Below are 25,659 nucleotides of genomic sequence, written 5' to 3'. Positions count from 1 at the left end.
TACTTCCAAACAAGCAAATGCTGTTGCTCAACAAGCAAATGCTGTTGCTCAACAAGCAAATGCTGTTGCTCAACAAGCAAATGCTGTCGCTCAACAAGCAAATGCTGTCGCTCAACAAGCAAATGCGATCGCTCAACAAGCAAATGCGATCGCTCAACAAGCAAATGCGATCGCTCAACAAGCAAATGCGATCGCTCAACAAGCAAATGCGATCGCTCAACAAGCAAATGCTGTCGCTCAACAAGCAAATGCGATCGCTCAACAAGCAAATGCGATCGCTCAACAAGCAAATGCGATCGCTCAACAAGCAAATGCGATCGCTCAACCTGACTTTTGACGGGATGTGGAAAACCTCTCTCTAAATCTCTCTCCTAAAAGGAGAGAGACTTTGAATTTTTTCCCTTAGAGTGTCGGGAAGGGGGTTAGGGGGTTAGGTTTTTGGTGGACTTTTCCACATAACGTGAAAAGTCCGACACGAACCAGGGTGAGGTTTTGTTCAAAATCTCCGACGAGGCAACTTCAAACGTGGGAAAAAACTTGTGGGTGCAAATAATTTTCGTGTAAAAAATTTTACTTTCTAGTGTGATTTACAAGTTAAGTCATTCAATAGTAATCTTCTAGTGTCTATATTTACGCAAGAGGGTGTTGATTTCAGGAATATGATGAACTTTAAAATCCAGGGCTTTTTTACGACGTTAATAATTGGTAGTGTGTCAGCATTGACCATTTCAGATGCTATCTCTCAAAAGGTGAACGCCCAAGCTACGCCTTCTTGTAATAATGCAACCATAAAAGGTAGCTACGGAACTAAAGCCACTGGGATGATCGTAGAATGGCCTCTAGCTCAAGTTGGTTTAGTTAAGCTTGATGGAAGGGGAAATTTTCAAGCAACATCTACTTATAGCGTTAACAATACTGTAACTAAAAACGAAACAGCTTCAGGAACCTATAGTGTTAAACAAGATTGTACGGTGCAGATAGTATTAAATGGTGATACTTATAGCGGTATCATTGTTGATGGTGGCAAGGAAGTCTTTTTGATCGCAACCATTCCAGGTGCAGTAGTTATTGACACTTGGAAAAAAGTGAACTGATTTACTCCATCTGTCCCAACGCTTAAAAATTAATGGGCGAAGGCGGAGTTCGTTTGTGTAGCGGCGAATTTTATTGCCTTGATATCATGTCCGCTTAATTACTTATTAAACTCGAAGAACCCGACCCAATACAGTTCGGTTAACGTGTTTATTCGTCGGAGATCCCCCCAACCCCCCTTAAAAAGGGGGGCTTAATTTCTTCTACCCCCTTTTTAAGGGGGTCGCCAAAGGCGGGGGGATCTTATCCGAACGACCCCGCGAACCCCTCCGGTTGCAATACGGTTCGGTTAAGGCAAGAGACGCGATAAATCGCCGTCTCTACAAAGGACTTATTGTAAAGACGGCGATTTATCGCGTCTTTGTATCTAGGGTCTGTCATGAAAAAACCTTATCCGAACGGTATTGCCTTCCCTCAGTAACTACGGTGTCGAATTACCCCCCTTAATTCCCCCTTATAAAGGGGGGAAACCGGAAATCCAGTTCCCTCCCCTTTATAAGGGGAGGGTTAGGGTGGGGTAAAATACTTTCTTCATTCTCAGGTAGCTTGGGAATGTAGAGTTGAGTTTTTCCAAAATGTCTTTAACTGAAGAAATTCTTTCCCAATTACCCGGCGATGTTTTAGCAGGGTTACGCCAAAGCGATCGCATCTTAACATCTGTGCGCGAAAACACCGCACCAGTACCAACGTTAGTTAAAGAAAGTCAACAGTCTTTAGGCGTTGCAGATTTCGATGTGCTTATCTGCGGTGGCACCTTGGGCATTTTAATTGGTTGCGCCTTAGCGGTGAAGGGACTGCGGGTGGCGTTGATGGAACGGGGTATTTTGCGGGGAAGGGAACAAGAGTGGAATATTTCTCGCAAAGAATTAGATGTATTTGTGGAATTAAACTTGCTGACTGAGGAAGAATTAGAGAGTGCGATCGCCACTCAATATAACCCAGCGCGAGTTAGTTTTGATGGCGGTACAGAAGTTTGGGTAGAGGATGTTTTGAATATTGGCGTAGATCCAGTTTATCTATTAGCTACTTTGAAAACCCGATTTCTCACCGCAGGTGGAAAGTTATTAGAAAACACACCCTTTACTGAAGCAGTGGTTCATCCAGATGGGGTGATGGTAAATAACCAATTCAAAACTCGGTTGTTAATCGACGCAATGGGACATCTTTCACCCATCACTCAACAAGCACGCCAAGGCAAAAAACCAGAAGCACTATGCTTAGTTGTAGGAAGTTGCGCCCAAGGTTTTCCCGAAAATAACTCAGGCGATTTAATATTATCATTTACACCTTTGCAGAATCAATGTCAGTACTTCTGGGAGGCTTTTCCAGCTAGGGATGGCAGAACAACTTACTTGTTTACTTATATGGATGCACATCCCCAACGTTTAACTTTAGAAGCTTTATTTGAAGAATATCTGCGTCTATTACCAGAATATCAGGGAGTGGAGTTGAGTAAACTGAAATTTCAGCGATCGCTATTTGGTTTCTTTCCCACTTATCGCCAAAGCCCCATCAAAACCCCTTGGAGTCGCATTTTAACAGCCGGAGATAGCAGTGGTAGTCAATCTCCCTTGAGTTTTGGTGGTTTTGGGGCAATGGTACGTCATCTGAAGCGTTTAACGTTTGGCATTTACGAAGCGCTGGAAACAGAACAATTATCTGCAAAAGCTTTAGCACTACTGCAACCCTATCAGCCAAGTTTGACTGTTACCTGGTTGTTTCAAAGGGCGATGAGTGTTGGTGTCAATCAGAAAATTGCCCCAGATCAAATTAACCAACTCCTCTCGGCAGTATTTCAGGAAATGCAACAGTTTGGTACACCAGTGCTAAAACCATTTTTACAGGATATAGTGCAGTTTTCGGCATTAACGCAAACACTGTTAAAAACTGGTTTAGATCATCCTCTATTAGTTGCCAAGATAATTCCGCAAGTAGGTTTGGCAAGTTTGTTAGATTGGATGTTACATTACAGTAATTTAGGTGTATACACTGCCTTGTTTTGGTTAAGTCCAATGCTAGAAACATGGATTAAGAATCAACCAACAGAACAACAATATTATTGGCATCGTTTGATTGATGCCTGGAAGTATGGTTCTGGCGGTGATTACTCAGATGAAACTTAGAATTTTAGCTGTGTGAGGATAACATGATTGAACGCAAATCTTTAGGAATCAAATACTTTGCAGTGCTGATTGGATTCCTGCGCGATCGCCAAGGATTTCTAGAGGAAGTTCGCCAAGGTATCAGATTACCAAATAAAATTATTTCTCTACTAGTTTGCAGTTCCTTATTCATCGCAGCTTATGGCGGAATCATTGGTGCATACCATAGCTGGATGCAAGCTATATCTTCCGCCATTAAACTCCCAGCCCTTTATTTAATCACACTCCTGATTTGTATTCCAACGTTGTACTTTGCTAACGTTATTTTTGGTTCAAAGCGGACTTTTGGACAGCATTTAGCATTAGTGCTGACTGCTGTTTCAGTTACGAGTGTACTTTTATTCAGTTTTGCACCAATCACACTGTTTTTTTTAATTACCACCAATAACTACCAATTTTTAATTCTGTTAAATGTATTCATCTTTGCATTAACTGGATTTATTGGTGTTTCGTCTTTATATCAAGCCACAAGTTTAGTTTTAGAACAAGATAATGAAGGTAGTAAGACACGCCAGAAAATTTTAAAATTTTGGTTATTTCTTTATGCTTTCGTAGGTAGTCAATTAGGATGGACTCTCAGACCATTTTTTGGCACACCTGATTCTGCTTTTCAACTATTCCGCGAAAGAGAAGGTAATTTCTATTTGAGTGTGATTCAAGCTATTAGCTATCTTTTGGGAATCCGTTAATTAATCATTAGTAATTACAAAAAATATCAAACATATAAAAATATGCGGCACAAGGAAAAGTTCGGGATTCAGCAATTTGGTGTTTTGGTTAATTTATTACGCGATCGCCAGTCATTCTTAGAAGAAATTCGTCAGGGAGTAAGATTACAAAATAAAATCAGTTCTCTATTTGTAACTAGTTCAATTTTCTTTGCTATCTATGGAGCAATTATCGGTGCATCTAACAGTTGGGCACAGGCATTATCTGGTGCTATCAAACTCCCAGCCTTTTATTTATTAACACTGATTATTTGTTTCCCGACTTTGTTCTTTTTTAATGTTTTCTTTGGTTCGCGGAGCAGTATTCAACAGCATTTCGTTGTATTGCTCACATCTGTATCAGTGATTAGTGTGCTTTTATTCAGTTTGGCACCAGTTACGCTATTTTTTCTGATCACTACACCCGATTCTTATCAATTTTTTAAACTGTTGAATGTATTAATTTTTGGTATTACAGGCATCTTTGGCGTTAAGTTCCTTTATGAAGGAATGCAATTACTTTCTCAACAAGATGAAGTAGGCAAAAAAACCCGCACCACTATTTTAAGATCCTGGTTATTACTTTATGCCTTTGTTGGTATGCAGTTAGGATGGTTCCTCAGACCGTTTTTTGGTGCGCCTGACTCTAAATTTGAGTTGTTTCGGGCAGTGAAAGGCAACTTTTATCTGGATATTGTAGCGGCGATTTCTGAAATTTTAGGTTTGCGTTAATCTAAGGTGTGAAAGCAAGCCTAAAACCAGCTTTTAGATATTGTCTTTCTTCGTTGTCTCGTTCGCCTGCTCAGACAGGGAATGCCATCCTGGCGGCTCTACCGCCAGAGAGGGAGGCGACAGAGCCGCTTTTGAGTTGCATTTCCCGACTCTGGCTGGAAACGAGATTTGAAAAGGCTTTTAGCTTAAGTTGACACTTGTGGGCGTCCCTTACCAGCTTACTGTAGACTCCAGCCCAGCGCGATTGCTACTTCAGTCGCTAATTCTAGAGGATTGAATGGTTTAGCGATCGCACTAATTATTCCCATCTGGTTATAGCGACGGCGATCGGAAGCCTGGATTTTGGCAGTTAACAAAATCACCGGAATCGCTTTGGTTAAGGGATTAGCTTGTAACTTTTCAAAGGTAGCAATACCATCCATATCTGGCATCATCACATCTAGTAAAATCGTATCTGGTTGGTAAGTCCCGGCTTTTATTATGCCCTCTTCACCAGAACTCGCTGTTTCAACTTTCCAGCCTGCAACTGTTTCCAAGCAAATCTTGGCAACTTCTTGAATATACTGCTCGTTATCAACCACTAGAATTTGCTTTGTTGTCATTACTGCTATCCTGCTCTAAAAAACTTACCTAAACTTAGTTAGTTCAACTCTTATTTACACGAATGTTTGAAGAGTTTTCTAAATCAGGATTTTGAAAAGTCCCAAACAATGGCAGAGTGAGGTAAAAAGTGCTACCTTGCCCCAATACACTTTCAACCCAGATGCGTCCGCCGTGCTGTTGCATAATGCTCTTACAAATTGCCAAACCTAAACCAGTACCATCATGGTTGCGTGAATCTGAGGAGTCAACTTGTTGAAAGCGCTCAAAGATACTCTCAAGTTTGTCAGATGGGATACCGCGTCCGTTATCTTTGACTGTCAACAAAACTTCATCCCCTTGTTGTTGCGCCCCCAACCAAACCGTAGATCCAGCAGACGAAAATTTAATGGCGTTACTCAGTAGATTGGTCAAGGTTTGGATAATGCGATCGCAATCTGCTAATACTTGACCGGATAAGGCAGAAATAGATAGCGTCACTCCAGCTTTGTCAGCTAGAGGCTGCATGACATTTACTGCTTGAGCGATCAAATCAACGATATTGCAGATTTCTGGTTCCATCTTCGCCTTACCCGACTCAATCCGCTCGATGTCTAAGATATCGTTGATTAAGCGTACTAAGCGTTCGGTGCTTTCAGTCGCAATTTGCAGCAGGCGTTTTCCCTGCTCTGAGTCTGTGGGTAGCAAACCACTGGCTAGCATTCCTAGAGAGCCATGAATCGAAGTTAAAGGAGTACGGAGTTCATGACTAACAACGGAGACAAACTCATCTTTCATCCGTTCAATTTGCTTACGCTCTGTGATATCCCGCAATATAACTGTATAAAATATTTCCTTAACCATGTCAATTTTAGAGATAGAAGCCTCTGCTGTAAATTCAGTACCATCCTTGCGGCGACCATAGATTTCACGCCGTTCTCCCATCCGGCGGGCAATATTGGGAGATTGACCAAAGTCAACCACATGTTGACGATGCATTTGGAAAAAGCGCTGTGGTAAGAGTACATCAAGATCCTGGCCAATCACTTCTTGGGCAGAGTAGCCGAAAATTTTTTCTGCTCCTTGATTAAATAAGGTGATGCTTTGGAATCCATTGATGGAAATAATTGCATCATCAGCAATATCTAAAATCCGGGCAAATCGGGCTTCAGAGAATCGTAGTTCTTCCTGTGTCTGCTGACGCTCATCTAGTTGTGACTGCAACTGTCGATTCAGCGTAATTAACTCAGCAGTGCGCTCTGCTACCCTCAGTTCCAGTTCGTTGATGGCTTGTAAATTGAGAGATAAGGGAGAATTTACTTCCCTATCTTCCCCTGCTCCCTCATCTCCCCTTACTTCCTCATCTCCCCCTGCTCCTGCATGGGGGTGATTTTGCGGCGGTTGCGTCACCGTTGTTAATACCTGTGGCGTTGGTAATGCAGATATTGCTGCTGCGTCGTTTCCCTCAATTTCCCGACGCAATAACTTTACCCAACTTGCGAGGTTGCTAATTTCAAATTTACTCAAGCTTTGACCAGAACTCAGTAGCAATTCGATATTGCGTGCCAATTTTGAGCCAAGAAGCAAGCCAAAAGTACCTAAAGATCCTGCTAAGGTATGCGCTTCTCTGGCTGCAAGGGAGAGCAATTCAGCATTTAAACTATTTTGATTTAAAATTGCGATCGCTTCCTCTAGCACCTTCACCTGCTCATCCACCCGCCCTTGAAATCGTTGCCAAATTTCTGCAACTGCCATTAATGCTTGCTGCTGTGATTGCAGATTTGGAACCTGGGAAGGAGAAGAGGCAGAGGGGCAGGGTGAAGGGTGCAGAGGAGAGGAATTTTCCCCCTGCTCCCTATTCCCTACTCCCTCTTCCAGTTGTTTTAGACGATAGCCGATACCATAAACTGTTTCAACAAAATCACTGTTAGCTCCTACAGCTTTGAGTTTGTGTCGTAACCCTTTGATATGAGTGCGAACAGCTTCTTCTTGTGGAGTATCTTGATAAGACCAAAGATGTTCTAAAATCATGTCGCAGCTAAACACCCGGTGATTATTTCGCAAGAATAGTTCTAACAGAGCAAACTCTTTTGGGGTAAGTGGCAACAGATTGCCAGCATAGCTAACTTCACAGCTACTAGGGTCTAGTCGCAACTGACCATACTCCAGCACAGGTTGCGAGGTTACAACTTGGCGACGCAACAGCGCTCTAATCCGAGCAATTAACTCCTCTTGGTCAAAGGGTTTAACTACATAGTCATCTGCGCCTGCATCTAACCCGATCGCTTTATCATGACTACTATCGCGCCCTGTCAATAACAATATTGGCATTTGCAGACCACTAGACCGGATTTTACGGCAAAGACTAATGCCATCCAGCTTGGGTAACATTACATCCAGGAGGATTAAATCATAATCGTAAGTTTGAATCAGATCCCAAGCTACATCACCATCAGTGGCAACTTCAACCGCATAGTTTTGGTTAGTCAAAACGGCAGTGAGTGCATAAGCATTTAATTCGTCATCTTCTACAACTAATATTTTCATGTTAAAAGATTTCCAAATTAAAATATATACAAAATATAACAAGCAAAAAAACCTACAGTAATTTTGAGGTATTTAGACCAAGGTTTAGACCGTAAGTAGTGTAATTCAATTACTTGAAAAGCGCTGTAAATGACAAAATTAGTCCGATGTTAATTTTTAATTTTAAAGCATCTTCCAAAAATTCTATATTTACGGTTCATACTCATTAATAAATATCAATATTGATTAATTTATAATCGGATTTTTATGACTATCTGCTTCGGAGTAAGTGGTATTATGGTAAACATTTTATAGACGCTAAGTTTATACTACCTTACTTACAAGATTTTACTGGTAGAGAGGTTTATATCCCCGACTTCTTGAAAAAGTCGGTGATCCTTTGGTTCATCACTCCTGCATGGATTGCTATAGTTTAAAGAAAAACCCCTCTACTAACATCCTGTGAAAAAACGAGTAACCCTTACCTTCCCGAAACGCGCCGTACAAATGCCAGTCACTTACGTACTGGCCAAAGAGTTCAACGTTGCCGCCAATATTATCCGTGCCCAAGTTGCCCCAAATCAAATTGGCAAACTGGTAGTGGAACTATTGGGAGATATCGATCAATTAGATGCGGCGATCGAGTGGATGCGATCGCGCCATGTTAATGTTTCTCATACCTTAGGCGAAATTGCGATCGACGAGGATGTGTGTGTCCACTGTGGCTTGTGTACTGGGGTTTGTCCTACCGAAGCCCTTACCCTCCACCCAGAGACATACAAACTCACATTCACGCGATCGCGTTGTATCGTCTGCGAACAGTGTATCCCCACCTGTCCGGTACAAGCAATCTCCACTAACCTTTAATAATCCAAAATCGTTCGACTGAGCGAAGTCGAAGTCCAAAATCGTTCGACTGAGCGACTTGCCTTGAGCGAAGCCGAAAGGAGCCGAAGTCTAAAATCCAAAATTCATATTATCCTAGCTTAAACACATCCGCTATTACACCACTATCACCCACCAGTCTAGTTGTTGCTGGAGAGTCATAAACTACCAATAGCGAAGGTATGCCAGCAACATCCTGAAACAGCGTCATTCCCTCAGCATGATCTTGCCGATTTCCATAGGGAATATCTTGGACAAAATCTGGATTGCTAAAGACATTTTCTCGCAAGTTAACGCCATTTATCCAGCGATAAACTTGCACGGGCCCATCTAAATCCATCGTTGGCCCAGCTAAAATCAACAAATCATTTCCATCTACACACAAATCCCGAATTCCCAAACCATTCAACCAGATAAAATGCTTTTTATATAACTCCTTCGCTTCTCCAATTTGCCGTAGTTTCAGAATTCCAGGGCTAGAATCTTCTAACTCAATTTCCAGAATAACAGCCCAACCCCGCAATACAGGGCCACGCAAACCCAAAAAAATCCGGTTTTGATAAATGCCTATTCCTTCAATATCAAAGCCGTTATCTTTTCCCGCAGTTCCAGCCTTGATAAATAAGCCTAAATGGGCGTCATCTGCTAAAGCAGTAAGAAGCAAATTACCTTGGTTCGTCACCTCTAGTTTAGCGGCACTCAATTGCACATCTGGGTTTTGGGGATGTGGGCAAGATGAGAATAACTTACCATCTATCAAAGGAATCCGTCCTAAAAGGTAACGGTTGGGTTCTGATTCAATTTTGGTCAGCCTTTTAAAGTTTTGTGCATCGGTTTTATCAGGTTTCGGTTTTTTGCGTTTGTAACTATGAGAACCAACAAACCATAAGTAATCATCTGTGTAAGCAAGTCCTTCTATATCAATTTCTTGGTCTTCTGGCGCAGGTAAGTTGATAAATTCTGCTACCCTAAATTGTTGATGATCTGTAAATTTATCAGTATCAACCAAAGATAGACGTTCAATAGTTGAGGTTTCATCTGACCCCAACCATAAATATTTTTGGTGTGTTAGGAGCAGCGCTGATAAGTCTTCTCTATGTTCTTTAAAGTTATCTACAAAAGTTAAGAAAACTTGATTAAGCAAATTTGAGTTTGGCATTTTTTGATTTCAGAAATAAAGGTTAATTATGTTATAATAGATGATTTAATATCATACAATTATACCAAATATTTGTAAAAGCTATCGTATACATGAAATCATTATGGTAAATCTGCTCTTTAGACCTCAATACGGTTCGGATAAGGTTTTTTAATGACACGCCGCTAATCGCAAAGACGCGATAAATCGATGTCTTTACAATAATCATTCCTCTGTAGAGACGGCGATTTATCGCGTCTCTTGCCTTAACCGAACCGTATTGCTTTAGACCTTTGATAGATATTAGATGTTTCTTAAAGAGGATGCAAGTATTAATGCTGATTACCATACTTGATAACACTTATTGAATAATAATATCAAAACTAGATACAAGGTTTTAACTAATGTTATTATTCAATAACCTCATCAGGTAATGTCATTTAAGATCAATTATGAAACTAGCCACACAAAACACGGTAAAAACTCTAGGGGACTACGCCTACCAAGGGATTGAAAAACACTTTAAAAAAACCTTGAAGTGGGAAAAATCAGTAAAGAAAGATGAAGATCCAGAAGCGTTACACCAAATGCGAGTGGGAATGCGTCGCTTACGAACAACTGTAACTAGCTTTGGGCTAGCGGTGGATGTACCAAAACCAGTCAGCGATAAAAATATTGGTAAAATAGCCCGTCGTCTTGGTAATTTGAGAGATTTAGACGTACTCAAAGAAAGTTTAGAAAACGATTACAAACCAAACTTACCGTGCAAAGAGCAAGAATCTCTAAAAACAGCTTTCAACGCTTTGGCAAAACAACGTCAAGATGTACTATTGAGTGTACAGAAAACGTTAAAAGATGAATGTTACAAGTCTTTAAAAGATGCATTAGACAAGTGGTTAGAGAAACCCAGTTATCAACCTTTGGCATCTTTTACAATTCAGCAAATACTACCAGATTTACTGTTCCCAGAAGTCAGTAACTTCTTACTACATCCAGGTTGGCTAGTTGGCACGAAATTTGTAGAATCAGAAGTGATAATCCAGAAAGACTGGAAACCAGAAAAGATAGAAAAACAATTAACAACAGAAGGCGAAATTATTCATAGTTTGCGAAAAGAAGCTAAACGTCTACGCTACCAGATGGAGTTATTTAGTGACTTATATGGTGAGTCTTACGCAGCTTATCTTACAGAAGTGAAAAATATCCAAGAAATTTTAGGTACGATGCAAGATAGTGCTGTCTTAACTGACTGGCTTACAGATGTCTTCAAGTCAGAAATTAAGACTGAGTTGCCTACCCTTGCTACTTTGTTAACTGAAAATCGTTACCAGTCGTGGCAGAAGTGGCAACCCTTGCAAGAACGGTATCTGAAAGTTGAAACTAAGCATAGCTTTCATTTAACAATACTGCACCCGCTTTCTGGAGTACTAAGTTAAAAGTTTCTCTTTATACCAATTCTGTATGAAGATGCACAGAATATTAAACGAACCGCCAAGAACGCCAAGAGCGCCAAGAAGAATAGAGAGTTACTCATTTAGTGCAGCTTCACATTAAATTGGTATTATTGGGAAAGGATTGGAATAACGAGTAGATAATAGACATCTCCGAAAAGAATTGTTTTGACGTAGCAGTGCTACGTCAAAACAAGGGTTCTGGGTAACGCATATTTAATTTCACCAGATGTCTAATTGAATAAGCTAATCGGCATTTAATGCATATTTAAAATTTATATAACTCTTGTGGGGTGGGCATCTTGCCCGCCATAATTATGCAATTTAAATGTGGAACAGCTTAAAAATCTCTTATCTGTTGGCTTCCACGCCCGCCCAGAAATAAATTTCAGGGCTAATAGCTAAAGTCTACTGAAGTAGACTAAAGATTTTTAGGAATATTTAGTCTACTTCAGTAGACTTTAGCTATTATTCTTGGAACTTCAGTTCCTTGCGGGACACGGCTTTTACGTTAAGTTGACACGTATGGACACTGCCGTGCCCCTACACCTGCTGATGTAACTTACTTTAACGCGAAAGCCAGCCTAGACAGAGCTTTGCTCGATTGCCTCGTTCCCAGTCAGAGACTGGGAATGCCTACTAAGAGGCTCCGCCTCTCTTTCTAGCGGCAGCAGCCCAACGATCAGCATTTCCAGCCAGAGACTGGAAACGAGATTTGAAGCTTAAGTTGACACCTGGGGGCAAACACTTGCCCCTACACCTTGCGATAAATCTTGTACCGCATCTGAATGACAACCACTATAAGCATTTGCGAAAACGATCGCTAAGTGTGTGGTTTGTGTCTCAAGTATTAATGTGGATATAGACACAGCACAATAACTTGCATTACAGGAACTACGAATGAACCGCTCGAAAATAATTGCCATTCTTACAGGGGCGATTTCGATCATTTTAGCGATCGCCTACCTCATCTTAGTCCAACTCCTCGACTATCGGGACATGAAACCCGCCCCCATCAGCCAATTTGACCAAGCACCTGCGATTATTTCTGTTTTATCGCAGGTTGACAAAATTACCGAAGCGTGAATCACATTTAGCTGAATTGCAGAGGCGCAAGTCCTTTGCGTCTTTTATCATTTATGTCAATAAGTAAAAACTCATGATGAATAGATAAAAAGCAATAGCTATTATTCATTAATCAAATAGTCTATTGTATAAGATTTATTTAGAGTATTTATCTCAAATTTGTTTAGATAAATTAATTCCATTTTGACAAATATAACGGTAAGCTGTTTCTAAGAAAATTAAATAAAGATAAATTTGTCTCATCTGCGACGCCAATAGCCCATCGTAGACATCTCTGGGTTAACAGGGATCAACGCGAGTTGACTTAAAACCCTAAATTTTTAATGACAAGATAGAGGTAAGTTAATGGCTCAGTTTCTACTTGAGACTGTATGGCTAGTTCCGTGCTATGCCTTAATAGGTGGCTTGTTAGCCGTACCTTGGTCGCCAGGGATCATTCGGAACACGGGGCCAAGACCGGCGGGTTATGTAAATTTGGTAATGACATTTTTGGCGTTTGTACATAGTGCGATCGCGTTACAAGCAACTTGGAATCAGCCAGCCCAAGAAGTATTTATTCCTTGGTTATCTACAGCTGGTTTAGACCTCACCATTGCTTTAGAAATATCCTCGGTGAGTGTCGGCGCTTTGGTTGTGATTGCTGGCTTAAATTTGCTGGCGCAGATTTATGCGATCGGTTACATGGAAATGGATTGGGGTTGGGGACGCTTCTATTCCTTATTAGGATTATTTGAAGCGGGACTATGTGCCCTTGTTCTGTGTAATAACTTGTTCTTCAGCTATGTAATTTTGGAAGTCCTGACGCTGGGAACCTACCTACTAGTCGGCTTATGGTTTAGCCAGCCGTTAGTAGTCTCAGGTGCTAGAGATGCTTTCTTAACTAAGCGGGTAGGAGACTTATTCTTACTAATGGGCGTGTTGGCATTATGGCCCTTAGCCGGAACTTGGAGTTATCCAGAACTAGCCAAGTGGGCGGCTACTGCTAACGTCAACCCGACAACAATGACACTGGTAGGTTTAGCCTTAATTGCTGGGCCAATGGGTAAATGTGCCCAGTTCCCCCTGCATCTGTGGTTGGATGAAGCGATGGAAGGCCCTGTTCCCAGTACGATTTTGCGGAATTCGGTAGTAGTAGCTAGTGGTGCATGGGTGCTGATTAAATTGCAACCAGTGTTAACCATTTCGCCCGTAGTTTCATCGGCGATGGTGGGAATTGGGGTAGTGACAGCGTTGGGTGCTTCGTTAATTGCGATCGCTCAAATTGATCTTAAACGCTGCCAATCCTATTCTGTCAGTGCCTACATGGGTTTAGTATTCATCGCCGTAGGAACGCAACAATACGAAACGGCGCTATTGTTAGTACTCACCCATGCGATATCCGCAGCCCTATTAGTAATGAGTACTGGCGGAATTATCTGGAATAGCATCACCCAAGACGTAACCCAATTAGGCGGATTGTGGACACGTCGCCCAATTTCAGCAATAGCCTTTATCGTCGGGACTTTGGGATTAATTGGTTTTCCTCCCTTGGGTAGCTTTTGGGCGTTAGTGAAACTAGCAGATAGCTTGTGGGAAACCCAACCTTGGTTAGTGGGAGTAGTGATAGCCGTAAATGCTTTAACAGCCGTGAGTTTAACCAGAGAATTCGGTTTAATTTTTGGCGGAAAACCTAGACAAATGAGTCAGCGATCGCCTGAAGCACACTGGCCGATGATTCTGCCAATGATGATTTTAATTGGTGTTAGTCTACATCTTCCTTTAGTGTTGCAAAGCTTATCACTTTTACCCGATTGGGCAACTCTCAATAAAGATATAGCACTGCTTTTAATTTGGTCGAGTATTTTCGGTTGCAGTATAACTGGCGTGATTTATTTCAGCAATATTCCTAAACCGATTCGCCTCCCTTGGCAAGGTTTACAAGACTTAATCGCATACGACTTTTACACCCCCAAACTCTATAAAATGACCATAATTTTTGGAGTTGCCAAAATTTCCCAACTTGCCGATATGATTGACCGCTTTGTAGTCGATGGTATCGTTAATTTCGTTGGTTTATTTTCGCTATTAGGCGGCGAAGGTCTTAAATACAGCACCTCTGGACAAACCCAGTTTTATGCCTTAACCGTTCTTTTAGGAGTAGGTGTTTTAGGTATGTGGGTAACTTGGCCATTTTGGGGAATCCAGTTTTTAAATTTGGTTTTTCAAATTTCGACACTTGGATAGCAGTAATTATCCTACTAAAAGTTAACAGTTTAATATTTTGAGAAGAATCCCATGAGCAGACAACATCGCCAGTTCAATCTTTCCAGAAGAAGTTTATTCAAGTTTGGTGCAGGTGCGATCGGTACAGGTGTATTGACAGCCGGACTTAGCTCAAACTTACTTGCAGCCGAAAAAAAAGCCCCAGCAGAAGATGAGATTACCCCCGACAAGGCATTGCAAGAATTATTAGAAGGTAATGAAAGATTTGTCAAAGCAAAACGTCGCAATCCTAACCAAACCCGTTCACGTTTAGTGGAAGTTGCTAAAGGACAAAAGCCCTTTGCTTCTATTCTCGGCTGTGCAGATTCACGAGTGCCTTCAGAGATTGTTTTTGACCAAGGACTTGGAGATTTATTTGTCTGCCGTGTAGCTGGTAATATTGCTACGCGAGAAGAAATTGGTAGCCTAGAATTTGGCAGTTTAGTATTAGGCTCTAAAGTGATTATAGTGGTGGGACATGAAAGATGTGGTGCAGTAGATGCTGCAATCAAAGGCGCTCAAGTACCAGGGCAAATTGGAAGTTTGCTTGAGGCAATTAAACCAAGTGTAGAAAGTTCAAAAGAGCAATCAGGAGATAAATTAGAAAACGCTTGTAAAGCAAATATTTTGGCGCAAGTTGAAAAATTGAAATCATCGTCAGTTTTATCTGAGTTAATCAAGGCAGAAAAGCTGAAAATAGTTGGTGGTTATTACGATTTAGATACTGGAAAAATCAGTGTAGTCAGTTAGCTGTTTTTAAATCTCGTTTCCGGTTTCCACCTGTAAATGCTCATAATTGTGGAAAAAGTTAGATCCCCGACTTCTTAAAGAAGTCGGGGATATGGACACCGCAAATTTTAAATTGCCAATTTCATAAAATCCCAAATTACCATGTTAAGTGTCTTGATTTGGCTCCCAATTTTCGCTGCTGTTCTCATAGCAATATTACCTGCAAGTTTCCCTAAACATCGTATTCGTTTAACAGCATTAATTTTTTCTGGGATAGTTATTTTCTGGAACCTTTTTATCCTGCTAAAATTTGATATCAGCAATCCAGGGATGCAATTTAAAGAGTATTTACCCTGGAACGAAACCCTTGGCTTGACCTATCAAATAGGTGTTGATGGGCTTTCTATATTAATGTTGGTATTAAATAGCCTGCTAACCTGGATTTCTATTTACAGCAGTAGTAAAGAAACTGAACGCCCCCGGCTGTTTTACTCCATGATTTTATTAGTTAGTGGAGGAGTCGCAGGTGCTTTTCTAGCAGAGAATTTACTACTATTCTTCCTATTCTACGAACTAGAATTAATCCCCTTCTATTTACTAATTTCCATTTGGGGAGGGGAAAAACGGGGTTATGCTGGAATGAAATTCCTGATTTATACTGCTGTTTCAGGAGCATTAATTCTGGCAACATTTTTGGGTATGGTGTGGCTGAGTGGTTCCACCAATTTTGCTTTTGATGCAGTGTCAACAGAAAACTTGTCAATAGCAAAACAAATTCTTTTACTAGCAGGGATAGTACTAGGTTTTGGTATTAAAATTCCCTTAGTTCCCTTCCATACTTGGCTACCCGATGCTTACGTTGAGGCTTCAGCACCAATTGCCATTCTTCTCGGTGGCGTGTTAGCAAAGCTGGGAACTTATGGATTGTTGCGATTTGGGTTGGGTATGTTTCCCCATGCTTGGAGTATTATTGCACCAACTTTAGCAATTTGGGGAGCAATCAGCGCTATCTATGGGGCAGTAGTTGCGATCGCTCAAAAAGATATCAAGCGCATGGTAGCATACAGTTCCGTCGGTCACATGGGTTACATCTTACTAGCTGGTGCCGCCAGTACCCCCCTAGCACTCGTTGGTGCAGTCGCCCAAATGTTTAGCCACGGTATCATCCTGGCGATTCTCTTCCACTTGGTGGGAGTCGTAGAAGCCAAAGTTGGCACTCGTGAATTAGATAAACTCAATGGTTTAATGAGTCCCATCCGCGGCTTACCTCTAATTAGTGCCTTACTAGTTTTAAGTGGAATGGCTAGTGCAGGTATTCCCGGTTTAACAGGATTCATCGCCGAATTTATCGTCTTTCAAGGTAGTTTCTCTGCCTTTCCCATTCCGACAATTTTGTGTGTAGTAGCTAGTGGATTAACCGCAGTTTATTTTGTCATTCTCCTCAACCGTACCTGTTTTGGCAGACTCGATAACTTAGCCTACTATCCCAAAGTCCTTTGGTCTGAGAAAATACCAGCTTTAATTTTGGCAGCTTTCATCATCTTTTTGGGAGTACAACCCACTTGGTTGGTACGTTGGAGTGAATCCACAACTACAACAATGGTAGCTGCAATTCCCTCCTTAGAAAAAACCGTAATCTCTGAAGTAGCCCTGAAATAGAAAATACATCAAAACACTTGTAGAGACGGCGATTTATCGCGTCTCAAACCTATCCACCAGACACGATTTATCGCGTCTCAAACCTATCCACCAGACACGATTTATCGCGTCTCAAAACCTATCCCCCAGACGCGATAAATCGCGTCTCTACAAATTTACAATTACCATGACAGCAATTAAAACAGCAATTAAATTACCTCCTTCAACGCACGAATTTGCCGATGTAATTCACCGCTTAGAAGCAGGCGGTGCAATGTTACCCGATACTCCAGAAAATTTGATGCAAATCATCGGTTTATATAAAGCTTATGCTGTGCCGATGGACTTTTACTGGCGTGATCTACTTTATATTGCCGAAAACGAATTTTTAAACCCGCTTCCCTTCTTCAAATACTTCTTACCCAAAGAGTATTTAGAACTGCATAATCATTACGCTGGCGATGATGCCGATTTGCGAATTTGGCGCGGCGAAGCTACTGCACATCCAGAACTTTTGGCATTTATCGAGAAGGGTGAAACTTTCAAAATGCCGAAATTGTTGCATCACTTGCTCCACGATCGCATTAACATGGAATTTGCGGAAGCTTGTATGCGGGCGATGTTGTGGCACAGAGGGATGGGTGGACAATTTGACCCTTATCTAGATTCCGAAGAATACAAAGCCAACGCTGACAGGGCAATTAAAGCTTACTTTCAAGGAAACCCGGTAATGCTAGGGCTTTACAAACTGTTCCCCGATATGTTTTTGGAACAGTGCCGCCAGATGTCATACTACGCTAATCTGGGCTTATTCTGGGAAGTCATGGCCCCAGTGTTCTTTGAAATGTCCGATCGCTATGATGAAGGTAGCATTAGCAGCGTCCCAGAGGCAATGAGTTTCTTAGTTAATGGTATATTTGCGATCGCAGGTCGTCCGATTTACCATCATGTTTATATTCGTGGCGAATGCTACGAAATTATCCCCAAATCCAAGGGTTTCATGTGGCTATATGAAGCCGCATTACCTTATGTAGAAGCTGTTTTCTACCGCACCGCACCCTTCCGAGGGACAAAATCTTATAATGCTCAAGCCCGTCAAGTACCGGCAGACCAGAAAGACTTTCACTTTGGTATTCTTTACGCCGATGTATTTCCAGTGGGTACTGCTGGCATTCCCCCGACATTATTAATGCAAGATATGTTGCATTTTTTGCCCCCATATCTTGTTGATTACTACAGCAAACATTGCCGGGGTGAAGAAGATATGTTGATTCAGTTGGGAGTCAGTTTCCAACGCTCAATGTACTGTGTCACTTCTGCGGTAATTCAAGCCTTGCGAACTGCACTTTTATATCCATTAGATGACCAAAATCCCAAGCATTTACAAGCCAATCGAGATTTTTTTGAAATGCAGCTAAATCGCTTTACTCGTTCTGACTACAATATTCGTGATGCTGCTCGTTTGGGGAGTATTCAAAAGCAAGATTATAGATAAGAGATCCCCCCAACCCCCCGATAAATTGGGGGGCTTTGAGAGTTCTTTTCCCAAAAAAGTAATTTTATCAGGTTCGACTATATTTAGTTAATCGCTGCTTAATCGATTCAGGTAATCGTTCTGGATGCTTAGAAAAATAAAATATTTTTAATAAACTAAAATTTATGTTCCGAGCTAACCAAATTTGCCATTGTTCTATCAGTGGTAGTGTTTTGATATAATCATTAAATAATTGCCTTATTCGCACTAGGCTCATTCCTCTTACAGAATCATCAAATGTTTTTGTTCCTGGATAATATCTATAGTTACCCCAAGTTTCATTGAAATACTTAACATGAGATGATCTAACCGCTTTCAAAAGGAAATCTACATCCATTGCATAATGTTCTTCTACTTTGTATAGTCCGATTTGCTGATGCAATGATTTGTGGTAAAAGTAAGCAGAAGGATTTAACGGAAAAGAAGCATCGATAATTCCATCTTCATTAATTCGTCGTTCTAACAATAAATCAATCGTCCTTAATTGTTTAGCTTTATTAATAGTAATTAGTTTACCTTCCAGATTACAAACATTACAGTTACCAACAATCAAGCTAGGCTCTGGTAAAGTTTTGAAAATTTCACAGATGCGGTTAAGAACGTTTATCTCATAAAAATCATCGACATTTAAAACACCAATAATTTCTCCTTGTGCCATAGCAATTCCTTTATTGAGAGCATCAGATTGTCCTCGATCCTTTTCACTAATCCAGCGAATGTGGGGATATTGATTGGCTTTATCCTTAATAATGTCTACTGTCTTGTCGCTTGAACCTCCATCGACAATGATATGCTCGACTTCTAAACAGTTTTGGTCAATGACAACTTGAAGGCAAGATTCTATAAATTTCTCACCGTTATAAACTGCTGTAATTATACTAATCATTAACAAGCGCCTCTTGTGGGTATTCCAAACAAAAGAATCATTTAAACGATTGATCTCTAATCATATAGTTCCCCATTTACACAAGTTTCTAACGCAATTTCATTCAGTGAAAATACGCAAAATATATTTAAAAAAGTAGCTAATAAATAGGTAATCGTCTAAGAGGGCCTTTCTGACTTCATCGTTTTTTTTGTTTGATACGGTAAATCCAACTTATGTCTGTACGGTTTACCCAACTTTTTTTAGATTTTGCTTTTATAAATTAGTTACTATAGAAATGTACGGTAAACTGAATTATTAGGGTTCGGTAAGTTCGACAAAAGCAGACTTGAAATATAGCAATTCTATTTAAAACGTCGGCATAAGTGTTACCACGCCTGTGCGCTTAAAGCTTCCAAGGCGTAGCTTATCCTACAAATGTTTAGTAGATTAACACGAATAATGATAATAATTCGGCCTGTTGCAATACTGCTCGGTTAAGAAAATTTGTAGGTTGGGTTGAACTTTAGTCTTACCCAACAAACCCCTAAAAAGGTTGGGTTTCGTTCCTCAACCCAACCTACATTGGAGTTATTTTTTAGGCTTAACCGAACAGTATTGCGGCCTGTTGTATTTTTTTAATTTCACAGAGATAAGATAATAAAAGATTCCTCACAAACTGCTGATAACAGATATGTCAACAAGTTGGATTTACCTTATCGCCGCAATCATTTTTGAAGTTTCAGGCACAACTTGCATGAAGTTATCGCAAGGATTTACTAAAATAGGCCCTTCTATATTAATAGTTGTCTTTTATGGATTTTGTTTTACTTTTTTGACCCTTGCTCTCAAGAAACTTGAGGTGAGCGTAGCTTATTCTGTCTGGGCTGGATTAGGAACTGTCTTAATTGCTATTATTGGTATTATCTGGTTTCGTGAATCTGCCACACTTATTAAGCTTATTTCCATCGCCTTAATAATCATGGGAGTAATTGGCATAAATGCAAGTGGGGGATAGGAATTAGGCGGATTATATATCATCAAGTTTAGCAAAACATCCCACTTAAAAACTTTATACATTAAGTGAAAGTTAAGTAATTGGAAACTTTTTAGCTATAGTTAAATACGCTTGGTTTAAGGCTAAAACTCTGTTATCCAAGTCAATTTTTTAACGTAGATACGGAGCCGACTTGTCCCAGGCTTCTGCCAACGCGTTGGCGTTGGCAGAAGCCTCTCGTAGAGAAAGCGCCGTCCATGTTAAAATAGAGGAGATCAATAAACCAAAACTGATCATTCTGCTTGTTGCTGTTGTAGTGAATACACCAGCAATTTTCATTGTTTTGCGAACAGAGCAAAATCACTCAGTAAATATAGCTGACAATTAATTAACTTTTAATACTTTAGCAAATACTATCAAAGTCATGGAGCTAAATTTGCAGCTATTTTCTCCGCTGAGGCGTAAAGAACATTAGTTAATAGTATCAACTTAATCCAGAAAATAATTTTTGCTTGAACCCAAATTAATCAGCTCAAAATTTATTAAACCCAGCAGAACGACGGTAAAGTAACCAGATAAATAGCGGTGAACCCAGCAACGCAGTGACGGAACCTACTGGTAGTTCTACTGCTCCTAATCTAGAGAGTAAATCTGCAAAAGTAAGTAACCATGCACCTGCAAGGGCGGAAAGTGGTAAAACAAAGCGATGATCTGTACCAACGATGAGGCGGACACCGTGAGGGACAACAAGACCAACAAATCCAATCAAGCCACTGATGCTGACTGCACCTGCGGCTAATAAAGTGGCGACACCACCAATTAACAGGCGCGATCGCGTCAACGAAACCCCCAAACCCACAGCCAAATCATCCCCCAAAGCCAACACATTTACCGATCGCGCCAGCAAGCATCCCCCGATCAATGCAACGATGATGTAAGGGCCAGCTGTCGCAATTTCTTGCCAACCCCGTCCATTAAGGCTACCAACCAGCCAACTTAACGCAATTTGAATTTGGCCATCTTCAGCTAAAAGCAGCAATGTACTTTGTACAGCACCTAATAAAGAACTCACCGCCACTCCGCCTAAAATCAACCGCTCAACTGAAATTCCCGACCCTGCACGACCGAGTAAAATAACGATCGCAGAAGTTAAAATAGCTCCCATCCACGCCGCTAAAGGAATTGCGATCGGGAATATTTGCCACACAATCATCAGAATTACAATTAATCCTGCACCTGCTGAAATCCCCAAAATAAATGGATCAGCAAGACTATTGCGTAACATTCCTTGCAGTAATGCTCCTGACATTCCCAAAGCTGCGCCGACAATCAGAGCAGCTATAATGCGTGGGAGACGCAAATCCCAGAGAATTGTCTGTTTAACCGGATCGCCTTCGCGGAGAATGGCTTGCCAAAGTTCCGACATACTTAAAGGTACTGCTCCTTGAGAAAGCGACAGCGCTAGCGTTACCACTAGTGCTGCACTCAGGAGTAAAACAGCCCAAAGTACTCTGTGTTCAGTGAAAATTGTCTGAAATGGTTTAGTCAAATTCCGGTCTAGTATTTTCAATAACTATAGCCCTTCTCAGTTGAGTGCAATATAGACCTAACCCGCAACCCCTTCCCTACTAGCGTTGAGGAGTAAGATTCAAAGCCTCTCTCCTTTTAGGAGCTACTGTAATTACCCCCCTTAATCCTCCGATATATTGGGGGGAAACAAGAAATCTAGTTCCCTCCCCTTTATAAGGCTACGGTGTACACACAAGTCAGATCCAGTTTTACCCCAATACGCAAGGGGTTTGTCAAAAAGCCCTCATGTAGAGACGCGATTTATCGCGTCTAAAAAACTGGCACGTTACACAGACGCGATAAATCGCCGTCTCTACAAAGAATACACTCGTCAATTATTCCTTGACAGACTACTATTTCAGACTTGTGTGTACACCATAGCCAATACATCGGGGAGGGTTAGGGTGGGGTAAAACCTTGGGTTTTTCAGCTATTTCCGACTTGTGTGTACACCGTAGCCTTTTAGGAGAGAGGAATGGAAGTGAGGTCAAAGTGTATTGCTTCCATTCGAGAACCGCTATATAATCCGTCCCAAAGAAAGCTGTATTTAAGCTTCTCTTTGATGAGGGAACCGGGAAGGTCAAAGTTGAGCCTTAGAAGGTCAACGTCGAGCCTTAGAAGGTTGAACTTTCAAGTTTTAACTCCCCATGCCCCATGCCCCACTACGTCAACTCCAGCCCACCTTGATAGCCAGTGACAATGCGTCCACCATCCTTGAGAATGTGGATTTCTATCTGGTCGCTAGCCCAGCTAATCTGGTCTTGGAAAGCCGGATTTAACACCCGAACCCGTTGATTGCTAGAAGAAACTGGAGAGTTGGGAGAATTAATTGCCAGAGATTGTACAAAAGGCCCATCAATCAAAATATCAAGTTGTTCTAACAATTCTTGAGAACCTGGCGGTGCAGATTGAGACTGTAATTGCTTAAGAGTGAACCCAGTAAAAGACATTACATTTAATCCAGCAGCTTTTACCTTCCGAGCTAAAGACGCTAGTGCAGTTGCTTGCCAAAAGGGTTCTCCACCAGAGAACGTTACACCCGTGTTGCGGGGATTGCTGAGAATATTATCGGCAAGGGTATCAACAGCAATCAATTGGTTAGCCTCAAAAGACCAGGAGTTAGTATTAAAGCAGCCAGGACACTCACGAAGACAACCTTGTACCCAGACGACTGCACGACAACCAGGGCCATTAACTTCTGACTGATCAACGTAACCCATAATATTGAGATAGCCTGGGGGAATTTCCATGAGTGCTAGCGATGGGTCAGTTGGCTTAATTTCCATCTCTTTAACTCCTTTTAACCGTTAACTGTTAAATATAGCGAATCTCCACTTATATAACCGTGACAATGGTTATATAACTAGGGATTTAATTGATGACTAATCTCTCAAAAACCTTTGGGGGTTTGGAAAAGTCCGCTTTAACTTACTAGACTTAAGTTAGTTACCTAATTAATATTGATTGTTCCATAGCATAGAATAGATGACTCAACAAACTTCTAGAATTTGTATCCTTGGTGGAGGCTTTGGTGGTCTGTACACAGCCTTGCGCTTAAGCCAGTTACCTTGGGAATCTCCACAAAAACCCGAAATTGTTCTGGTAGATCAAAGCGATCGCTTCCTATTCTCCCCTTTACTTTACGAATTACTCACTGGCGAACTGCAAACCTGGGAAATTGCCCCACCCTTTGAAGAACTTTTACAAGGCACTGGGGTGCGTTTTTATCAAGGGGTTGTGTCTGGAATTGACATCGACCAGAAACTGGTAAATATACATGAAGGCCCAGAAATCCCTTACGATCGCTTAGTACTAGCACTAGGAGGTGAGACACCGCTAGATTTAGTGCCTGGTGCTACATCCTACGCTTACCCATTCCGCACAATCTCTGATGTCTATCGTTTGGAAGAACGCCTGCGATTTTTAGAAGAATCGGATGCTGATAAAATTCGGGTGGCAATTATTGGGGCTGGCTACAGTGGTGTAGAGTTAGCCTGTAAGTTAGCCGACAGACTAGGTGAAAGAGGACGCTTTCGGATCGTTGAAATTGCCGATCAAATCTTGCGAACCTCCCCAGAGTTTAACCGGGAAGCAGCAAAAAAAGCTTTAGAAGCCCGTGGGGTGTTTATTGATTTAGAAACGAAAGTAGAATCAATAGAGCAAAATTCCATCTCCCTAGAGTACAAAAACCAGTTAGACACAATTCCCGTGGATTTGGTAATTTGGACTGTGGGAACTAGGGTTGCACCTGTAGTGAAATCTCTTGCCCTCAAGCAAAACCAGCGTGGTCAAATCAGTACTACATCTAATCTGCAAGTCCTCGATCATCCAGAAATCTTTGCCTTGGGAGATTTAGCAGACTGTCATGATATTGAAGGACAGCAAGTCCCCGCTACTGCACAAGCCGCTTTCCAACAAGCTGATTATACTGCTTGGAATATCTGGGCAAGTTTAACGAATCGCCCCCTGCTTCCCTTCCGCTACCAACAGTTAGGAGAAATGATGGCACTAGGCATAGACAACGCCACTCTTACGGGTTTGGGAATTAAACTAGATGGCCGCTTGGCATCCGTCGCCCGGCGGATTGCCTATTTATATAGATTGCCAACTTTAGACCATCAACTCAAAGTTGGTTTTAATTGGCTAGTTCGTCCAATCATAGAAACACTTTCTCAGTAACTTAAGGTTTGTCATTTGTCATTTGTCATTTGTCATTTGTGACTCCTCCCCAGTCCCCAATCCCCAATCCCCAGTCCCCACTCCCCAATTCAATCAAACTTTGATGGAACAACCGAAAGTTATTTTTTTAGATGCTGTGGGTACACTCTTCGATGTCAAAGGTAGTGTGGGTGAAGTTTATAGTCAGATAGCCCAGGAATTTGGCGTTACAGTTTCAGCCGAAACATTGAATACAGCCTTCATCAAAAGTTTTAAAGCAGCACCACCGCCGATGTTTCCAGATGCAGAACTGCAAGATATTCCTCAGCGCGAGTTTGATTGGTGGCGGATAATTGCCCTAAACACTTTTGAAAGTGCAGGTGTTCTCAAGGAATTTTCTGACTTTTCGGCTTTTTTTAGCGAACTTTACATCCACTTTGGCACCGGCGAACCGTGGTTTGTCTATCCCGATGTTTTACCAGCTTTAATCAACTGGCGGCGGTTGGGAGTTACTTTGGGGGTGCTGTCCAATTTTGATTCTCGGATTTACTCAGTATTGCAAAGTTTGGGATTGAGAGAGTTTTTTACCTCCATCACCATTTCTACCCAGGTACGTGCAGCTAAACCCGATCCTCAAATTTTTGCCATTGCCTTAGATAAACATAAATGTTCCCCAGAGGGAGCATGGCATATTGGCGATAGCATTGTAGAAGACTACCACGGGGCTAAAGCAGCTGGACTCAGAGGCGTTTGGATCAATCGTGGAAAATGAGGAAGATTCTTTGATACTGCCACGCCTATAAAAACTTCTCTGTTACTCGTTTTTACTTCAAGCCGTGGAATTCTTGGCTGAATGAGTTAGGGAGACGCGATAAATCGCCGTCTCTACAAGGAATTTATCCGTTAACTATTTCTTGACAGACTACTAGATGTTCGGGCATACTTTTGCGGTTGTCTGTAACCAATAAGCATCTAAGTAGTCAGACAGAATTAATTACACAATGTCATTGCGAATGGAGCGAAGCGGAATGAAGCAATCGCAAGGGCTGGGATTGCTTCGCTTCTCTTCG

24 protein-coding genes are annotated in these 25,659 nt (G+C 41.4%); 17 read left to right on the top strand and 7 right to left on the bottom strand.

The features are described from left to right. Positions 1-17 precede the first annotated feature (17 nt). Together D1367_RS30785 and D1367_RS12810 are read left to right on the top strand one after the other, a co-directional pair. Positions 18-362, top strand: a complete 345-nt coding sequence (locus tag D1367_RS30785) for a coiled-coil domain-containing protein (RefSeq protein ID WP_181985161.1) — start codon at positions 18-20, stop codon at positions 360-362. A 357-nt stretch (positions 363-719) separates the two neighbouring features. Continuing rightward, positions 720-1,094: a hypothetical protein gene (locus tag D1367_RS12810; RefSeq protein ID WP_147337358.1), complete on the top strand. Its 375-nt coding sequence runs from the start codon at positions 720-722 to the stop codon at positions 1,092-1,094. 241 nt (positions 1,095-1,335) lie between these two features. Here the strand turns inward: D1367_RS12810 and D1367_RS30780 are convergent, their stop codons facing one another. Beyond that, entirely contained in the window at positions 1,336-1,473 is a 138-nt protein-coding gene (locus D1367_RS30780) for a hypothetical protein (RefSeq protein ID WP_181985160.1), read from the bottom strand. Positions 1,474-1,667: 194 nt separating this feature from the next. Here D1367_RS30780 and D1367_RS12805 point away from each other — a divergent pair, with 194 nt between their 5' ends. Genes D1367_RS12805 through D1367_RS31775 form a run of 4 tightly spaced genes read left to right on the top strand, consistent with a single transcriptional unit; the run spans position 1,668 to position 4,887 of the window. After that, positions 1,668-3,215, top strand: a complete 1,548-nt coding sequence (locus tag D1367_RS12805) for an FAD-dependent monooxygenase family protein (RefSeq protein WP_118166800.1) — start codon at positions 1,668-1,670, stop codon at positions 3,213-3,215. Between the two features lie 23 nt (positions 3,216-3,238). Next, a complete protein-coding gene (locus D1367_RS12800; RefSeq protein ID WP_118166799.1) occupies positions 3,239-3,943 on the top strand; it encodes an actin-binding WH2 domain-containing protein in 705 nt (234 codons plus the stop codon). Positions 3,944-3,985: 42 nt separating this feature from the next. After that, positions 3,986-4,693, top strand: coding sequence for an actin-binding WH2 domain-containing protein (locus tag D1367_RS12795; RefSeq protein WP_118166798.1), 708 nt, complete (start codon positions 3,986-3,988; stop codon positions 4,691-4,693). Between the two features lie 8 nt (positions 4,694-4,701). After that, entirely contained in the window at positions 4,702-4,887 is a 186-nt protein-coding gene (locus D1367_RS31775; protein WP_220451035.1) for a hypothetical protein, read from the top strand. A gap of 24 nt (positions 4,888-4,911) precedes the next feature. On the opposite strand, the gene D1367_RS12790 is transcribed toward D1367_RS31775, so the two are convergent. Both D1367_RS12790 and D1367_RS12785 read right to left on the bottom strand, forming a co-directional pair. Continuing rightward, positions 4,912-5,295 carry a response regulator gene (locus D1367_RS12790; RefSeq protein WP_118166797.1) on the bottom strand — a complete coding sequence of 128 codons (384 nt, stop codon included), beginning with the start codon at positions 5,293-5,295 and terminating at the stop codon, positions 4,912-4,914. A gap of 43 nt (positions 5,296-5,338) precedes the next feature. Then, positions 5,339-7,819 (bottom strand): ATP-binding protein, encoded by a 2,481-nt coding sequence (locus D1367_RS12785; RefSeq protein ID WP_118166796.1) that lies wholly within the window; start codon positions 7,817-7,819, stop codon positions 5,339-5,341. A 441-nt stretch (positions 7,820-8,260) separates the two neighbouring features. Between D1367_RS12785 and D1367_RS12780 the strand changes: the two genes are divergently transcribed. Then, positions 8,261-8,665 carry an NIL domain-containing protein gene (locus D1367_RS12780; protein ID WP_118166795.1) on the top strand — a complete coding sequence of 135 codons (405 nt, stop codon included), beginning with the start codon at positions 8,261-8,263 and terminating at the stop codon, positions 8,663-8,665. Positions 8,666-8,774: 109 nt separating this feature from the next. Here the strand turns inward: D1367_RS12780 and D1367_RS12775 are convergent, their stop codons facing one another. Further along, entirely contained in the window at positions 8,775-9,842 is a 1,068-nt protein-coding gene (locus D1367_RS12775; RefSeq protein ID WP_118166794.1) for a DUF3616 domain-containing protein, read from the bottom strand. Between the two features lie 431 nt (positions 9,843-10,273). Here D1367_RS12775 and D1367_RS12770 point away from each other — a divergent pair, with 431 nt between their 5' ends. The 6 genes from D1367_RS12770 (at position 10,274) to D1367_RS12745 (ending at position 18,461) form a co-directional block, all read left to right on the top strand. Further along, a complete protein-coding gene (locus D1367_RS12770) occupies positions 10,274-11,257 on the top strand; it encodes a CHAD domain-containing protein (RefSeq protein ID WP_118166793.1) in 984 nt (327 codons plus the stop codon). Positions 11,258-12,172: 915 nt separating this feature from the next. Beyond that, positions 12,173-12,358: a hypothetical protein gene (locus tag D1367_RS12765; protein ID WP_118166792.1), complete on the top strand. Its 186-nt coding sequence runs from the start codon at positions 12,173-12,175 to the stop codon at positions 12,356-12,358. Positions 12,359-12,703: 345 nt separating this feature from the next. Then, positions 12,704-14,581 carry an NAD(P)H-quinone oxidoreductase subunit F gene (locus D1367_RS12760; RefSeq protein WP_118166791.1) on the top strand — a complete coding sequence of 626 codons (1,878 nt, stop codon included), beginning with the start codon at positions 12,704-12,706 and terminating at the stop codon, positions 14,579-14,581. A gap of 51 nt (positions 14,582-14,632) precedes the next feature. Then, complete coding sequence (locus D1367_RS12755) at positions 14,633-15,349, top strand: carbonic anhydrase (RefSeq protein ID WP_118166790.1); 717 nt, start codon at positions 14,633-14,635, stop codon at positions 15,347-15,349. Positions 15,350-15,490: 141 nt separating this feature from the next. Then, complete coding sequence (locus D1367_RS12750; RefSeq protein ID WP_118166789.1) at positions 15,491-16,987, top strand: NADH-quinone oxidoreductase subunit M; 1,497 nt, start codon at positions 15,491-15,493, stop codon at positions 16,985-16,987. A gap of 166 nt (positions 16,988-17,153) precedes the next feature. Then, positions 17,154-18,461 carry a CO2 hydration protein gene (locus D1367_RS12745; RefSeq protein WP_118166788.1) on the top strand — a complete coding sequence of 436 codons (1,308 nt, stop codon included), beginning with the start codon at positions 17,154-17,156 and terminating at the stop codon, positions 18,459-18,461. 67 nt (positions 18,462-18,528) lie between these two features. On the opposite strand, the gene D1367_RS12740 is transcribed toward D1367_RS12745, so the two are convergent. Then, positions 18,529-19,386, bottom strand: a complete 858-nt coding sequence (locus D1367_RS12740) for a glycosyltransferase family 2 protein (RefSeq protein ID WP_118166787.1) — start codon at positions 19,384-19,386, stop codon at positions 18,529-18,531. 673 nt (positions 19,387-20,059) lie between these two features. Here D1367_RS12740 and D1367_RS12735 point away from each other — a divergent pair. Further along, on the top strand, positions 20,060-20,383 hold the full coding sequence (locus tag D1367_RS12735) for a DMT family transporter (protein WP_118166786.1): 324 nt from the start codon (positions 20,060-20,062) through the stop codon (positions 20,381-20,383). 172 nt (positions 20,384-20,555) lie between these two features. Next, complete coding sequence (locus D1367_RS30775; RefSeq protein WP_118166785.1) at positions 20,556-20,750, top strand: hypothetical protein; 195 nt, start codon at positions 20,556-20,558, stop codon at positions 20,748-20,750. 144 nt (positions 20,751-20,894) lie between these two features. Here the strand turns inward: D1367_RS30775 and D1367_RS12725 are convergent, their stop codons facing one another. Both D1367_RS12725 and D1367_RS12720 read right to left on the bottom strand, forming a co-directional pair. Beyond that, positions 20,895-21,911 (bottom strand): FecCD family ABC transporter permease, encoded by a 1,017-nt coding sequence (locus D1367_RS12725; protein WP_118171389.1) that lies wholly within the window; start codon positions 21,909-21,911, stop codon positions 20,895-20,897. Between the two features lie 682 nt (positions 21,912-22,593). After that, entirely contained in the window at positions 22,594-23,217 is a 624-nt protein-coding gene (locus tag D1367_RS12720) for a 4Fe-4S single cluster domain-containing protein (protein ID WP_118166784.1), read from the bottom strand. Positions 23,218-23,416: 199 nt separating this feature from the next. Here D1367_RS12720 and D1367_RS12715 point away from each other — a divergent pair, with 199 nt between their 5' ends. Then, positions 23,417-24,610 carry an NAD(P)/FAD-dependent oxidoreductase gene (locus D1367_RS12715; RefSeq protein ID WP_118166783.1) on the top strand — a complete coding sequence of 398 codons (1,194 nt, stop codon included), beginning with the start codon at positions 23,417-23,419 and terminating at the stop codon, positions 24,608-24,610. A gap of 103 nt (positions 24,611-24,713) precedes the next feature. Next, a complete protein-coding gene (locus D1367_RS12710) occupies positions 24,714-25,361 on the top strand; it encodes an HAD-IA family hydrolase (RefSeq protein WP_118166782.1) in 648 nt (215 codons plus the stop codon). Positions 25,362-25,659: the final 298 nt, after the last annotated feature.

The sequence above is a fragment of the Nostoc sphaeroides genome, from assembly GCF_003443655.1.
In the GTDB taxonomy this organism is placed as follows: Bacteria; Cyanobacteriota; Cyanobacteriia; order Cyanobacteriales; family Nostocaceae; genus Nostoc; species Nostoc sphaeroides.
Note: the sequence above shows the minus strand (reverse complement) of the source record. Positions and strands in the feature narration are given on the sequence as shown.